The following is a 16,049-nucleotide window of genomic DNA, read 5'->3' as shown; positions in this document are numbered from 1 at the left end:
TTTTATAAATCTTGTGCTTGAATGGCTGTAATTATTACTGTACTGTAAATATCGTCGGCAGTACAGCCACGGCTTAAATTGTTTACAGGTTTGTTTAATCCTTGTAGAACAGGACCAATGGCTAATGCTCCGGTTTCTCTTTGCACTGCTTTGTAAGTGTTGTTACCTGTGTTTAAATCAGGGAAGATTAAAACACTAGCGCTACCTGCAACTTCTGAGTCTGGTAATTTGCTTTTACCAATACGCATGTCTACAGCGGCATCATATTGAATTGGACCTTCAATTTTTAAACTTGGCGCTAATTTTTTAACTATTTCGGTAGCTTCACGCACTTTTTCTACATCGGCTCCTTTTCCAGAGGCTCCAGAAGAATAAGATAACATGGCTACTTTTGGTTCAATTCCAAAGTTTTTAGCGGTTTCAGCAGATGAAATGGCGATTTCGGCTAACTGTTCTGCATTTGGGTTCGGGTTGATGGCGCAATCTCCAAAAACAGAAATACGATCTTCTAAACACATAAAGAAAACAGAAGACACAATGTTAACATCTGGTTTCGTTTTTATAAACTGAAGCGCTGGTCTAAGGGTATGTTGCGTGGTGTGTACAGCTCCAGAAACCATACCATCTGCATGGCCTTTGTAAATCATCATGGTTCCAAAATACGATACATCAGAAATCATATCTCGAGCCATTTCTAAGTTTACATTTTTATGTTTTCTTAGTTCGTACAATGTGTTTACATAATCATCAAAATAGGGCGATTTTGTTGGAGAAACAATATTTACTTTGTTTGTGTCTAGGGCAATATCTAAAGTGATAAGGCGCTCTTTTATTAAATCTTCATCTCCAATTAAGGTTAATTCTACAACCTGAGCATCTATTAATCTAGCTGCAGCTCTTAATACACGTTCATCATCACCTTCTGGTAAAACAATATGTTTTTTATTGTTTAGTGCACGTTGCAATAAGTTATACTGAAACATGCGAGGTGTGAATATATCCGATTGAAAAGTGATTAAATCATTAGATAATTTATCGGTATCTACATGTTTTTCGAATGTTGCGATAGACATTTCAATCTTTTCAATATTATCGGCATAAATTTTAGATTTTATTTTCCCAATAGTATTCGTAACCGAAAAAGTGCCAGATTTAACACTAATAATAGGTACTACGCTAGAAAGACCTTCAATTAATTTTAAAATAGATTCCTCAGGAATTAAACCTCCTGTCAAAATAATCCCTGATATTTTAGGGTAGTTTTTAGAAATATGAGCTTGTAAAGCACCAAGGATGATATCAGCACGATCTCCAGGAGTAATAACTAATGCGTTTTCTTTTAGGTGTGTTAAGTAATTTCTTAACTGCATGGCACCAACACTAAAGTTTTCGGCTTGGTTATTAACCATATCCTTACCGAAAAGGACATTACCATTTAGGTTTTTTACAATTTCTTTAATGGTTGGACTAGCTAAGCTTTTTATTTTCGGAATTACTGTAATATTGGTGTCTGTATCTGTATTGATACGTTTTTGTAGTTTTTCTTTTAAGATAGAAATTTGGTCAACATCTACTTTATTGGTTATAAGAGAAAGCACATCTACTTCACCTTTAAAAGTGTCGTGAGCTAATTGTACGCTATCAACAATAGATTTTAAATCTTTTTTATCTCCTTGAGAAACTATAATAACGGGAAGACTCAGGTTTTTAGAAATTAAGATATTAATGTCTAATTCTAGGCTAGAGTTTTCATGAGAAAAATCGGTACCTTCAACTAAAACAAAATCGAACCTAGATTCTAAGTATTTGTATTTCTTTATAATTTCGTCAATAACCTTCCCGGATTTGCCTTGGTTGTATAAATCTAAGACTTCGTTTCGGGTAAAAGCGAAAGTGTTTTTATAATTAATATCTATTTCAAAATGTGAAACTACGGTGTTAATATGGTTGTCCATTTCACCTTCATCGAGGTCTTCAATAATAGGTCTAAAATAACCAACCTTTGCTGTTTTTCCTAAAAGCATACGCATTAGGCCTAACACAATAACCGATTTTCCGCTGTTGGGCTCTATAGTAGCCACATAAATTCCTTTGCTCATCGTAATATATTTGTTACGTTATAAATATAGAGATATTACTTATTTTTAGCTAAGTAATAATGCAAATTTATTTGGTTTGAGCGTGGCTAAAGATGATTTATATCATGCTTTTCTATTTTAAAAACGGGCTTATGCGGTTAATTCTCTAAAAAGAGATTCTAAACTTGCGTTTTTCTGATTAAGTTGAAGAATTTTTAATTGGTTATCGTGTGCAAAATCAAAAACATGAGATCGCATATCTTCGGAAGTTTTAAATGTAATTTCGTAAACAAAGCCGTAGGTGTTTTTTACACTTTTTACTTTTGGTAATCTAATTAGAAAAGCATCTTCAACTCTAAAATCGAATTCTACAATTACAGTTTGTTCTTTCTCGTCTCGTAGTTCGTTAAGTTTTTTGTCGGCTACAATTTCTCCTTTGTTAATTATAATAACGCGGTCGCACATGGCTTCTACCTCTTGCATAATGTGTGTTGAAAGAAAAACGGTTTTTGTTTCGCCTATATGTTTAATTAAATTTCTTATTTCTACCAATTGGTTTGGGTCTAATCCGGTTGTAGGTTCGTCTAAAATTAAAACTTCAGGATCGTGGAGTAGGGCATTGGCTAACCCAACGCGTTGGCGATACCCTTTAGATAGTTGCCCTATTTTTTTATGCATTTCGGGAATTAAACCCGTAAGCGCTATAACTTCGCTAATACGTTTTTTATCAACCTTATATATATCGGCGTTAAATTTTAAATACTCTTTTACAAACATATCTAGATACAGCGGGTTGTGCTCTGGCAAATACCCTACGCTTTTTTGGACCTGTTGTTTCTCTTCATCTATATCATGCCCATTTACTTTGGCTGCACCTTCGGAAGGTTGAATAAATGTGGTTAAAATTTTCATCATAGTCGATTTTCCTGCACCATTAGGACCCAGAAATCCAACAATTTCAGGTTTTTTTACGGTAAACGAAATGTTGTTTAAAGCCTTCTGATTTCCGTAAAGCTTTGATATTCCTGTAACTTCTATCGACATAAATTAATTGTTTGTTCAAAAATAATGATTCTGAATGTAAAAATCTTGACGATTCCCTTTTTTAAGATGTTTTAGTGTATTCCGTATATAATTTAAAATTGTGCATAATAATGGTAGGTTTTATGTGGAATCTTTATTTTTTTGAATAAAATGTAAAAAAAAGTTTTATTGTATTTTGATTTCTTAATAAAATAATTACTTTAGCCACTCAATTATCACTATGACAGTATATTTTACATATTTTAACAACTGGTTTTATTTCTTTTTTAGCGAAAAGAACGAGGCGTTGTATGTATAATTTAAAACTATAAATTTAATATGAGTCTCGATGAAAATCGAGACTTTTTTTTGTTTAACAATCTATTGAACATTAATAAAAAACAATAAAATTGATAAAAACAGTAGCTATACAAGGTATAAAAGGATCATATCATCATATTGTGTCAAAACAATTTTTTGAAACTGCTGTGGCTACTATCGATTGTTTATCATTCGATAGGGTAGTAGATTCGTTAATTACAAAAGAATGTGATGCAGGAATTATGGCACTCGAAAATTCGATTGCGGGTTCTATTATTCCTAATTATGCATTAATCGATAAGTATAATCTTCATGTTGTTGGAGAGCATTATTTAGACATTCAGCATAGTTTAATGGCATTGCCAAACCAGAGTATTTTGGATATTGAAGAGGTGTATTCACATCCTATGGCGCTATTACAATGTAAAGAGTTTTTTAGAGATTATCCGCATATTAAATTAATTGAAGATAAAGATACGGCCGAAGTGGCAGAGCGTATTCAGAATAAAAAATTAAAAGGTGTTGCAGCCATTGCTAGTGAATTTGCAGCCGAAATTTTCGAGCTCAATGTTTTAGCAAAAAGTATACAAACCATTAAAAACAACGAAACTCGTTTTGCTATTGTACAACGTACAAAAACAGATCTTTTAGAGTCGGAAATTAGTAAGGCATCTATAAAGTTTGAAGCGAACCACAAACGAGGCAGTTTAGCGACTATTTTAAATGTAATGAGCGATTGCAAGTTGAATTTAACAAAAATACAGAGCCTTCCAATTATTGAAACACCTTGGAAGTACGCCTTTTTTGTTGATGTAACCTTCGATGATTATGCTAGTTTTCAGAAAGCAAAATCATTAATAGAAATAATGGGAGACGATTTTAAAGTTTTAGGTGAATATAAAAATGCAAAATTATGATTGAAGTAGCCGATAGATTGCATAGTGTTGAAGAATACTACTTCTCAAGAAAATTGAAAGAAGTAAATGCACTAATAGCAAGTGGGAAACCTGTAATAAATTTAGGTATTGGTAGTCCAGATTTACAACCATCGCAAAAAGTAGTAGATGCTTTAACCGAAGGATTGTTAAGTCCGAATGCACATAAATATCAAAGTTATCAGGGCTTGCCAGAGTTGCGCCAAGCTATTTCAGGATTTTACAAAACGCATTACAATGTTGATTTAAATCCAAACGCCGAAGTGCTTCCATTAATGGGAAGTAAAGAAGGTATTATGCATATTTCAATGGCATATTTAAATAAAGGCGATGCTGTTTTAATACCAAATCCAGGTTATCCAACTTATCAATCGGTAACTAAATTATTAGAAGCAGAACCTATTTTTTATGAGTTGGATGCTACTAATAATTGGCAACCAGATTTAGAAGCTTTAGAGCAACAGGATTTAAGTAAAGTAAAACTAATGTGGGTAAATTATCCGCATATGCCAACAGGAACTCAACCATCTGAAACGTTGTTTGAAGATTTAGTGACTTTTGCTAAAAAGCATAATATTTTAATAGTAAATGATAATCCGTATAGTTTCATTTTAAATGAAAATCCTACGAGTATTTTAAATGTAGAAGGCGCTAAAGATGTTTGTTTAGAACTTAACTCATTAAGTAAAACCTTCAATATGGCCGGATGGCGCGTTGGGATGGTTGTTGGTGATAATAAGTATATAAACGATATTTTAAAAGTGAAAAGCAATATGGATTCCGGAATGTTTTACGGTATTCAAAAAGGTGCTATAGAAGCTTTAAAATGTTCTAGCGAATGGTTTTCAACCTTAAATAACGTTTATAAAGAACGTCGTGATTTAGTTTGGAAATTAGCCAAAGCATTAAATTGCACGTACGATGAAAATGCAACAGGACTTTTTGTTTGGGCAAAACTGCCTACAGATGTAAAAGCAGAAGCGTATATCGATTTAATATTGAAAGAGAAAAGTATATTCTTAACTCCAGGAACTATTTTTGGTTCTCAAGGTGAAGGTTATATTAGGTTTTCTTTATGTGCACAAACCGAAGATTTACAAGAAGCCATAGCGCGTGTAAGTTAATAGTTAATTGCCATTTAGAATTTAGGACATTATAAAAAAGTAAATAGTAATAAAGTAAAACCCGTAACAGTTCGTTCTCCAAGAGGAGAAGGTTAGGGAGCAAAATGAAAAATATATATTCAATAGGCATAGGGTTAATAGGTGGTAGTTTAGCTAAGGATATAAAAGCCCTTAGGCCAGAGGTTATTATCCATGGTATTAGCCGTAAAGACAGTACGCTTGAAGAAGCTTTGGCTTTAAATTTAATTGATAAAAAAGCAACGCTAGACGATTTAAAAAATGCCGATTTAGTTATTATTTCTATACCCGTAGATGCAACTGTAAAATTGTTGCCCACTATTTTAGATTTAATTCCAGAAACAGGCTTAGTAGTCGATGCGGGATCAACAAAAGTTGATATTTGTAAAGTGGTAGAAAACCACCCTAAACGCCGTAATTTTTTAGCAATGCACCCTATTGCAGGAACAGAGCATTCGGGACCAGCAGCAGCTATTAGTGGTTTGTTTCAAGGGAAAACAAATATTGTTTGTGAGGTTGAAAAAACAACGTTTAAGCTACAAGAAAAGGCTTTGAAATTGTTTAGTGATATTGGTATGAGAATTCGATATATGAATCCGGAAGCACATGATAAGCATATTGCTTATGTATCGCACCTGTCGCACATTAGTTCTTTTATGTTAGGTAAAACGGTTATTGATAAAGAAAGAAACGAACGCGATATTTTTGATATGGCAGGCAGTGGATTTGCATCAACAGTGCGTTTAGCAAAAAGTTCGCCAGCCATGTGGACACCTATTTTTAAACAGAATAAAGCCAATGTTATTGAAACATTAGAAGAGTATATTAACAACCTGTCTCACTTTAAAGAGCTTATGAAACAAGATGATTTCGAAGCTATTTATAAAGAGATGGAAAGCACAAATTATATAAAAGATATATTAAACGGAATACATTAAACCTGAAAAAAAATTGAATATCCAATTTCGACACTACACTAAACAATAAAATGCACGGAAATTGGAATTTCATTTTGAAATTTGATTAAGATTATGGAAAACACAAAAGAAATGAGAACCTGGTTAGATGATTTAAAATTAGATCATCCATTAGTAATTGCTGGACCTTGCAGTGCTGAAACAGAAGAACAAGTATTAAAAATAGCTCATGAGCTAAAAGATACCGATGTAAGCTATTTTAGAGCTGGTATTTGGAAACCAAGAACACGCCCAGGAATGTTTGAAGGTGTTGGTGCTTTAGGTTTAAAATGGTTACAAAAAGTAAAAGCTGAAACAGGCATGAAAGTCTGTACAGAAGTAGCAAATGCTGCTCACGTAAAATTAGCTTTAGAGCATGATATCGATTTATTATGGATTGGTGCACGTTCTACAGTAAGTCCTTTTATCATGCAAGAAATTGCAGATGCTTTACAAGGTACAGATAAGCCTGTATTAATTAAAAACCCAGTAAATCCAGATTTAGCCTTATGGTTAGGTGGAATTGAAAGAATTTACAAAGCCGGTGTTAAAAATATTGGAGCAATCCATAGAGGTTTTTCTACTTACGAAAAAACAAAATATAGAAATACTCCAGAATGGCAATTAGCTATTGAATTTCAAAACAAATATCCAGATATTCCATTAATTAACGATCCATCGCATATTACAGGAAAAAGAGATATGATTTTTGACGTATCTCAAACCGCTTTAGATTTAAACTTTGATGGATTAATGATTGAAACTCATTACGATCCTGAAAATGCATGGAGTGATGCTGCACAGCAGGTAACACCATCTACTTTAGTGCAGATCATGAGAGACTTAAAAATTAGAAAAGAATCTAATGCTGAAGCAGAATACAATAGTTCTTTAGATAATTTAAGAGCGCAAATTGATGTTGTTGATAATCAAATTCTTGATTTATTAGGAAAAAGAATGAAAACTTCTGATAGTATTGGAGCGCTTAAAAAACAAAAAAACGTTGCAGTTTTACAATCTAAACGTTGGAACGAAATTTTAGGTAAAATGGTTTTAGAAGGTGAGCAACATGGTTTAAGTGAGGAATTTATCTTAAAAATGTTTAAAGCAGTACACCAAGAATCTATTAATCACCAAGAAAAAGTGATTAACGGATAATAACTGTCAATTTTAGATATATAAAAAAGCCTCGCACAGCGAGGCTTTTTTTATGGATTCAAATATCTAATATATAGTAGGACTATAAAAAGATTAATCGTTTTTAGTATAAGCTAAACGTCTAGACGCTTTTCTCATTAAAATGTTAATTAAATCTTCTGGAGAGCTACCTATGCTTCCTCTTACTTTTTTGTTGTAATTCCATAGTAAAATACCATCTAGTGCGTTATGAACAGTCATGTTTATTACCGCATTATTTGTACTTCCCCAAGCACCAAAAAGCACTCCTAAAGCTACACTTGCGCCTTCAGACATTGGTTTATTGGTTTCAAAATCTCCAGATATTACTGCATCGACTTCCAATAAATCTGCTAATTCTTTAGGAGTGTAATCTGTAATATTATCGTAATCTATTTCTTTTCTTTTTAATAAAGCGGTCGTTACTTTAGGATCTTGAACTTCTAAAGAAAGTAATTTACCTCTTTTCTTTCTTTTTAAAAACCAAGAATACATAGCTGTTTGTATGCCTTCGCCTTCGGCTTTTTCAAGTTTGTGCAACTGCTCGTTGCTCATGTCTTTCATTTGTTTAGGCCTTAGTTTTACTTGTGTTTTAAAAGGTACAACAGCAATTTTTTTATGAGATTTGGCAATTTCATCAAAATCAGGGTTTTCATAAAGGTTTGTTTGAGCGTTTGCACCAACAGTAATGGTTAAAAATAAAATTGAAAATAATAGTTTTTTCATGTTTTTTGGGTTGTTTTAAATTATGTTACTAATATATGTTTAGTCTTAATCAATAAATAATTTTTTTAGATTATTTTTGGAGAATATGACAGGACGCGTTTATAAATCTACAGGAAGCTGGTACACCGTGAAAACCGATTTGGGTGAAACTTACGAGTGCCGAATAAAGGGGAAGTTTAGAATTAAAGGTATTAAAAGCACCAACCCAATTGCTGTTGGCGATATAGTAGATTTTGAAATAGAAACCGATAATAATCAAGAATCGGGAATTATACATAATATACACGATAGGTTTAATTACATTGTACGTAAATCTGTAAACCTATCTAAGCAAACACACATCATTTCGGCCAATATAGATCAGGTTTTTTTAATGATTACCATTAATAATCCGCCAACATTAACCAGTTTTATTGACAGGTTTTTGGTAACGGCAAATGCTTATTCAATTAAAACGGTTTTGCTTTTTAATAAAATAGATACTTACGATCAAGAAACACTAGACGAAGTAAAATACCTGGCACATATTTATAGAAAAATAGGTTACGAGTGTATTGGGGTATCTGCCGTTACAGGTAAAAATGTAGACAAAGTAAAGGCTTTAATGCATGGCAAAGTAAGTTTATTTTCTGGGCACTCTGGAGTTGGGAAATCTACACTTGTAAATGCTATTGAACCAGATTTAAATATAAAAACCAAGGCAATTTCTACGCAACATATGCAAGGGCAACATACTACAACTTTTGCTGAGATGTTCGATTTAAGTTTTGGAGCTCAAATTATAGACACACCAGGGATTAAAGGTTTTGGTGTTGTGGATATGGAAAAGGAAGAAATTGGTGATTATTTTCCTGAGTTTTTCGCTTTAAAGCAAGATTGTAAATTTAATAATTGTTTACATATTAAAGAACCAAAGTGTGCCGTTAAAGATGCGTTAGATGAAGGTGATATTGAGTATTCTCGTTACCGAAGTTATATTCAACTTGTTGAGGGTGAAGATGAGCATTACAGAACCGATATTTGGGACTAATCCAATTGGCCATCCGAGAGACATTTCCCCGTAAGGGTAATTTACTTAAACCTCAAAAAATACATTTGTTAGGTTTTTAATAAATGCAATTAAATAGATGAAAGCAGTTATACAACGCGTTACAAAAGCTAGCGTAACTATTGGAGGAGAAGAAGTAGCCAATATAGAAAACGGACTTTTAATTCTTTTAGGAATTGTAAATGAGGATGCAGAAGATGATATTGTTTGGCTTTCGAATAAAATTGTGAATCTTCGAATTTTTTCTGATGATAATGATGTGATGAATCATTCTTTAAAAGATACCCATGGCGATGTTATTGTGGTAAGTCAATTTACACTTCAAGCTTCTACTAAAAAAGGTAATCGCCCGAGCTATATAAAAGCAGCGCGGCCTGATGTTGCTATACCATTGTATGAAGCGTTTGTCAAACAAATAGAAAAAGATTTAGGAAAAACAGTGCAAACCGGACAATTTGGAGCCGACATGAAGGTAGAGTTGCTAAACGATGGCCCAGTTACAATAATTATAGATACAAAAAATAAAGAGTAATGGCATCCATTTTTGGACATGGCATAGTTGGATATACTTTGGTGAAAGTAACCAATAAACAAAATTTAAAGTGGTTGCTATGGGCTGCGGTGTTTTCTACAATTTTACCCGATTTTGATGTTATTGGCTTTAATTTAGGTATTGCTTATGGCGACCCGTTAGGGCATAGAGGTTTTACGCATTCTATTGTGTTTGCTTTAATTTGGGCACTGATTTTAATGTTTACTTTAGGTCGAAATAATAAAGCAATTTGGTTTTTAGTCATTTTTATTTCAACAATGTCTCATGGTATTTTAGATGCTATGACTTCCGGAGGAAAAGGTGTGGGCTTTTTTATTCCTTTCAATAACGATCGATTTTTCTTTCCTTTTCAAGATATACGGGTTTCACCTATCGGTATTGGAAATTTTATTTCCCAACGTGGAATTCAGGTGATTTTAAGCGAATTTAAATACATATTTTTACCGTGTTTTATTATATTAGCTGTCAGGTTTTTAGTTGTAAAATTTAAAAAGGGAACAAATTAGTTCGTTTTACTATAGTTTAAATAACTAGGCGCTGTAAAATAAACATAACCCCTTTTTCATGATTATAAAGCGTATTCTCAATACACTGTTTTTACTCGTAACACTTTTTAGTTTTTCTCAACAAAATTTATACACTAGTTTTAGTATTCCCGATAATTTAAAACAAAATGCTAATGCTGTTGTTAGAGATGATGCTACCACTATTATTTTGGAGTCTTCGCAAAGCATGTTGGTTACCGAAAAACGAATTGTAACTGTATTAAATAAAGAAGGTAACGATGCTGTTAATGCATATTTGCATTATGATAAAAACGTAAATATTAAAACATTAGAAGTTTTGGTTTACGATAACTTCGGTAAGGTTATTAAGAAAATAAAAGAGAAAGATTTTAGAGATGTAAGTGCTGTGGATGGCGGTACCTTATACTCCGATTCTCGAGTAAAATATCTAGAATATACTCCTATAAAATATCCTTATACTATTGAGTTTAATTCGGAATACGAAACTAATAATACCGCGTTTATTAATTCGTTTTTTCCAGTAACCGAATACTTTTTAAGTGTTGAAAATAGCAGTTATACCTTAAGTTTCCCTGAAGAACTTACTATTAGAAAAAAGGAGAAAAACATAGAGAGCTATAAGGTGAATAAAGCTGTTACTTCAACGAAAATACATTACAGTATAAAAAATGTTTCAGGAATTAAGCCAGAAGACTATAGTCCTTATTTTTCTGATATTGTTCCGAAAGTGATGTTTGCATCAAAGCAGTTTTCTTTAGAAGGTGTTAATTCTGAAGTAGAAAATTGGGACGAATTTGGAACTTGGATGTATCATGATTTAATAAAAAACACTCATGATTTATCGGAAGGGACTATAATTAAAATTCAGGAATTGGTTAAAAACGAACCTGATAATATAGCAAAGGCGAAAAAAATATATCAATACGTTCAAGATAAAGTGCGTTACATAAGCGTGCAAGTTGGTATTGGTGGTTGGAAACCTTTTAATGCTTCGGAAGTAGATCGGTTGGGGTATGGAGATTGTAAAGGTTTAACAAATTACACTATGGCTTTGCTTAATGCTGTTGGTATAGAATCTAATTATTCTGTGGTTTTTGCAGGAGATTCTCAACGCAGTTTAGAAAAAGATTTTGCAGCTATGCAGGGCAATCATGTTATTCTGAATATCCCGAATAACGATGAGAATATTTGGTTAGAGTGTACAAGTCAGAAATTGCCTTTCGGTTTTATTGGTGATTTTACAGACGATAGAGATGTTTTAGTGATTACTCCAGAAGGCGGAAAAATACAACATACCAAAAAATATATTCCAGAGGAAAGTTTACAAACCATAAAGGGAGTTTGTGATATTTCAAACGATGGTTCGATTAAGGCTGTGGTAGATGTAAATTCAAAAGGTATTCAATATGATAATAAATATTGGTTAGACACTGAGCCAGAACGTGATTTAGATGTGTATTACAAAAAGCGTTGGAAATACATAAACAATATGTCTATAAATAGCATGAGTATTGAAAATGATAAAAACACCATAGAATTAATTGAAAGCATAAATTTTCAAGCTATTAATTACACCAAAAAAGTAGGTGAACGTATGCTGGTTAATTTAAATGTTTTAAATAGAAACACACATATTCCGGACAGGTATAGAAGTAGAAAACTTCCGTTAAAAATAAACAGAGGGTTTAAAGATGTTGATGAGGTAGAAATTAATTTACCACCAGATTACAATATAGAATCATTACCAAAAGGGCAGTCGCTAGAAACTAATTTTGGTAGCTATACCACAGAAATTTCTGCTATAGATAATTCTAAAATAAAATATAAAAGAACTTTTATTATAAACGATGGTGAATTCCCTAAAGAAGATTATGCTGCGTTTAGAACCTTTTATAAAGAAGTCTCAAAACTCGATAACGTTAAAGTCGCATTAATTAAAAAGTAAAATTATAGCATGAAACTAACCTCACTATTAGTAACTCTTTGTTTCTCATTAACTGCATTTGCTCAAGATTACCATTTTGGCAAAGTATCTAAAGAAGAACTACAAGAAAAATTTAATCCTTTAGACTCTTCTGCAAGTGCAACGTATTTGTATAAATATAGAAAATCTTTTTATGAGTATGATGAGCAAAATGGGTTTACATTGATAACCGAAGTGCATGAGCGTATTAAGATTTACAATCAAGAGGGATTTGATTACGCAACTAAATCAAATAGATTGAGTGTAAGTGGAGGTAGCGATGAGGAAATTCGAAACTTAAAAGCCTATACATATAGTTTAGTAAATGGTAAAATTGTTGATACTAAATTATCTAAAGAGGGTATTTTTAAAACGGAATTATCGAAATACAGCAATGAGTATAAGTTTACGATGCCTAATATCAAGGCAGGAAGTATTGTAGAGTATAAATACAGAATTAATTCACCATTTATATATAATGTAGACGAATTTGTATTTCAACATGATATTCCTATTAAAAAGATAGAAGCTAGATTTGAGGCTCCAGAATACTTTAGCTTCAAAGTGAACGTAAGAGGGTATTTGGGGATTGTGCCTAAAAAAACTGCTCAGTCAGATAAAATAACATTTACGGGAAGAACAGAAGATAGATCGTTTTATTCAGAAAATTTAAACTTTACGAAGCATATTACAGAATACGATATAGAGAATGTACCGGCTCTAAAGGATGAACCTTATGTTAATAACATTGATAATTATAGGTCTTCAGTAAAATACGAGCTATCTTACACTAAGTATCCAGATGCGCCTATAAAGTCATACACCACATCCTGGTCCGATGTAGTAAAAACTATTTACGACAACTCAAACTTTGGCCCCGAATTAAATAAAAATGGTTATTTTGAAGATGATATTGATGCACTAATAGCAACAGTTTCCGATCCATTACAACGTGCGGCGTTAATATTTAATTTTGTAAAAAACAAAGTGAAATGGAATGGTTATTATGGTTATGGGACGGATGATGGTGTTAGGAAAGCATATAAAGAGCATGTGGGTAATGTTGCCGAAATTAATTTAATGCTTACCGCTATGTTGCAATATGCCGGGCTTAGAGCTTACCCCGTTTTAGTAAGCACTAGGGAACATGGTGTTCCATTATTTCCAACATTAGAAGGCTATAATTATGTAGTGAGTTATGTGAAATTTATAGAGGGTAATATGCTCTTGGATGCTACAAGTAAGTTTAGTATTCCTAATGTTTTACCTTTTAGAACACTAAATTGGCAAGGACGTGTTATAGCAGAAGCTGGTGGTTCTACTTTAATAGATTTATACCCTGAAGAAATCTCAGAAAACACCGTTTTTTTTATGGCTAGTTTATCGGAAAATGGAGATTTATCTGGTGGATACAGGAGTATAAGAAAAAGCCATAAAGCATTGTCGTTTAGAGAGCGTTTTGTAGATGTTGATCGTGATGATTTTATTGAGCGATTAGAAAACAAGTATGACGGACTTGAAATTTCGGATTACGATGTCAAAAATGAATTAGATTTAGGTAAGCCTGTTGTGGAATCTTATAAATTTGTAAAAGAAAGTCAAGTTGATGTTATTGGTGATAAAATGTACTTTTCTCCAATGTTTTTTTTTAAAACAACAGATAATCCTTTTAAGTTAAGCGAAAGAGAGTTTCCTGTTGATTTTGGATATCCATCTAAAACAGATAGTAAAATAGTAGTAAAAATCCCTGAAGGGTATAAAATAGAAAGCCTACCAGAATCTGGAGCTTTAGAATTACCTGATCATTTAGGTAAATTTGTTTATCAAATTAATGGGGCAGGAAATACAATACAATTATCTGTGTTGTATGAGATTAATGATGCCATTATTACTCCAGAGTATTATGAGTCTTTAAAAGCTTATTTTGCACAAATGATAGAGAAAGAAAACGAACAAATAGTTTTAAGTAGAATATAATGAATATAGAAAACGCACAACAAGAAGTAGATAATTGGATAAAAGAGCATGGTGTTCGTTATTTTAACGAGCTTACCAATATGGCTCAACTTACCGAAGAAGTAGGGGAGGTCGCTAGAATAATTGCCCGCAGATACGGAGAGCAAAGCGAAAAAGAAAGTGATAAAAACAAAGATTTGGGTGAAGAATTAGCCGATGTTTTATTCGTTGTACTTTGTTTAGCTAATCAAACCGGAGTCGATTTACAAAAAGCTTTTGATGAAAGAATGTATAAGAAAGGAAAACGCGACCACGATAGACACCATAATAACGAAAAATTAAAGTAAATTAGCAGGCTTTAAAACGTATAGAATTTTACAATGAATATTACTCTTCATAAATCAAAACTCGAAAACCAAAAATCGGCAGTTATAATTACAGGTTCAAAAAGTGAATCTAACCGTTTGTTATTATTACAAGCACTTTATCCGGAATTTAAACTTGAAAATGTTTCAAACTCCGATGATAGTAATTTAATGACGAATGCTTTAAGCTCGCAATCCAACGTGGTAGATATTCACCATGCCGGAACAGCCATGCGTTTTTTAACTGCATATTTTTCAATTCAAGAAGGAAGAGAAGTAACACTTACGGGGTCTAAAAGAATGACGGAGCGTCCAATTAAAATTTTAGTTGAAGCCCTTCAAGATCTTGGAGCAGAAATAAGTTATATCGATAACGATGGTTTTCCACCAATAAAAATTACAGGAAAAAAACTATCAAATCATAAAGTGTCTCTAAAAGCAAATGTAAGTAGTCAATATATTTCAGCTTTATTATTAATAGCTTCAAAACTAGAAAATGGTTTGGAGTTAACGTTAGAAGGCGAAATTACATCGGTACCATATATAAACATGACGTTAAGCTTACTCGACGAAATAGGGGTAGAGTCGTCGTTTGTTGGTAACGTGATCACCATAAAACCAAATACAAAAGCATTAACACCAAAAACATTAGTTGTTGAGTCCGATTGGTCTTCTGCATCATACTATTTCAGTATTGCAGCTATTAGTGATATTGGTACAGAAATCACTTTATCATCATACAAAGAGAATTCTTTACAAGGTGATTCTGTGTTAGTCGAAATTTACAAACACTTTGGAGTAACTAGTACATTCAATGGTAATTCTATTACATTAAAAAAAGAAAAAGCTAGCGAATCAACAATAAGTTTAGATTTAAAGAACGCACCAGATATTGCTCAAACCATAGCAGTAACATGCTTTGCATTAGGTATGCCTTGTGATTTAATAGGTTTGCATACCTTAAAGATTAAAGAAACAGATAGATTAGTTGCTTTAAAAACCGAAATTGAAAAATTAGGTGGCGAAGTAAAAATCACAGATAAGTCTTTACACTTGGCGCCATCAACTAAAATAAAGGAATTAGTGCCAATTGCAACCTATAACGATCACCGTATGGCTATGGCATTCGCGCCTTTAGCCCTAAAAACATCATTAATTATAGAACATGCTGCCGTGGTATCTAAATCATACCCAACGTTTTGGGACGACTTAAAAGCTATCGGTTTTAAAATAACCGAATAATAATCACGCATTTACTTGACAACCCCTATGCTCAGATT

At 32.7% G+C, this 16,049-nt stretch carries 14 protein-coding genes; 11 read left to right on the top strand and 3 right to left on the bottom strand.

Annotated features, from left to right (window positions below; genetic code table 11):
- Positions 1-2 precede the first annotated feature (2 nt).
- Both pta and gldA read right to left on the bottom strand, forming a co-directional pair.
- Positions 3-2,099: a phosphate acetyltransferase gene (gene pta, locus GQR98_RS01205; protein ID WP_159017909.1), complete on the bottom strand. Its 2,097-nt coding sequence runs from the start codon at positions 2,097-2,099 to the stop codon at positions 3-5.
- A 129-nt stretch (positions 2,100-2,228) separates the two neighbouring features.
- Positions 2,229-3,122, bottom strand: coding sequence for a gliding motility-associated ABC transporter ATP-binding subunit GldA (gene gldA, locus GQR98_RS01200; protein WP_159017908.1), 894 nt, complete (start codon positions 3,120-3,122; stop codon positions 2,229-2,231).
- Between the two features lie 389 nt (positions 3,123-3,511).
- Between gldA and GQR98_RS01195 the strand changes: the two genes are divergently transcribed.
- From GQR98_RS01195 to GQR98_RS01180, 4 genes are all read left to right on the top strand, one after another.
- Positions 3,512-4,339 (top strand): prephenate dehydratase, encoded by an 828-nt coding sequence (locus GQR98_RS01195; protein WP_159017907.1) that lies wholly within the window; start codon positions 3,512-3,514, stop codon positions 4,337-4,339.
- A complete protein-coding gene (locus tag GQR98_RS01190) occupies positions 4,336-5,481 on the top strand; it encodes a pyridoxal phosphate-dependent aminotransferase (protein WP_199270254.1) in 1,146 nt (381 codons plus the stop codon). The genes GQR98_RS01195 and GQR98_RS01190 overlap by 4 nt, the downstream gene beginning before the upstream one ends.
- 104 nt (positions 5,482-5,585) lie before the next feature.
- A complete protein-coding gene (locus GQR98_RS01185) occupies positions 5,586-6,437 on the top strand; it encodes a prephenate dehydrogenase (RefSeq protein WP_159017906.1) in 852 nt (283 codons plus the stop codon).
- A gap of 93 nt (positions 6,438-6,530) precedes the next feature.
- Positions 6,531-7,613 (top strand): bifunctional 3-deoxy-7-phosphoheptulonate synthase/chorismate mutase type II, encoded by a 1,083-nt coding sequence (locus tag GQR98_RS01180; protein WP_159017905.1) that lies wholly within the window; start codon positions 6,531-6,533, stop codon positions 7,611-7,613.
- A gap of 93 nt (positions 7,614-7,706) precedes the next feature.
- Here the strand turns inward: GQR98_RS01180 and GQR98_RS01175 are convergent, their stop codons facing one another.
- On the bottom strand, positions 7,707-8,357 hold the full coding sequence (locus GQR98_RS01175; protein ID WP_159017904.1) for a hypothetical protein: 651 nt from the start codon (positions 8,355-8,357) through the stop codon (positions 7,707-7,709).
- Positions 8,358-8,442: 85 nt separating this feature from the next.
- Between GQR98_RS01175 and rsgA the strand changes: the two genes are divergently transcribed.
- The 7 genes from rsgA (at position 8,443) to GQR98_RS01140 (ending at position 16,011) form a co-directional block, all read left to right on the top strand.
- On the top strand, positions 8,443-9,387 hold the full coding sequence (rsgA, locus tag GQR98_RS01170) for a ribosome small subunit-dependent GTPase A (RefSeq protein WP_159017903.1): 945 nt from the start codon (positions 8,443-8,445) through the stop codon (positions 9,385-9,387).
- 97 nt (positions 9,388-9,484) lie between these two features.
- Positions 9,485-9,937, top strand: a complete 453-nt coding sequence (dtd, locus tag GQR98_RS01165; protein WP_159017902.1) for a D-aminoacyl-tRNA deacylase — start codon at positions 9,485-9,487, stop codon at positions 9,935-9,937.
- The gene (locus GQR98_RS01160; protein WP_159017901.1) at positions 9,937-10,464 is read left to right on the top strand and encodes a metal-dependent hydrolase; all 528 of its coding nucleotides are present in this window, start codon (positions 9,937-9,939) and stop codon (positions 10,462-10,464) included. Before dtd ends, GQR98_RS01160 begins: the two co-directional genes overlap by 1 nt.
- 58 nt (positions 10,465-10,522) lie before the next feature.
- A complete protein-coding gene (locus tag GQR98_RS01155; RefSeq protein ID WP_159017900.1) occupies positions 10,523-12,430 on the top strand; it encodes a DUF3857 domain-containing transglutaminase family protein in 1,908 nt (635 codons plus the stop codon).
- 9 nt (positions 12,431-12,439) lie between these two features.
- The gene (locus tag GQR98_RS01150) at positions 12,440-14,425 is read left to right on the top strand and encodes a DUF3857 domain-containing protein (RefSeq protein WP_159017899.1); all 1,986 of its coding nucleotides are present in this window, start codon (positions 12,440-12,442) and stop codon (positions 14,423-14,425) included.
- Entirely contained in the window at positions 14,425-14,751 is a 327-nt protein-coding gene (locus tag GQR98_RS01145; protein ID WP_042503119.1) for a nucleotide pyrophosphohydrolase, read from the top strand. The genes GQR98_RS01150 and GQR98_RS01145 overlap by 1 nt, the downstream gene beginning before the upstream one ends.
- Positions 14,752-14,784: 33 nt before the next feature.
- Entirely contained in the window at positions 14,785-16,011 is a 1,227-nt protein-coding gene (locus tag GQR98_RS01140; RefSeq protein WP_159017898.1) for a 3-phosphoshikimate 1-carboxyvinyltransferase, read from the top strand.
- Positions 16,012-16,049 lie beyond the last annotated feature (38 nt).

Source organism: Algibacter sp. L3A6 (genome assembly GCF_009796825.1).
Lineage (GTDB): Bacteria > Bacteroidota > Bacteroidia > Flavobacteriales > Flavobacteriaceae > Algibacter.
Note: the sequence above shows the minus strand (reverse complement) of the source record. Positions and strands in the feature narration are given on the sequence as shown.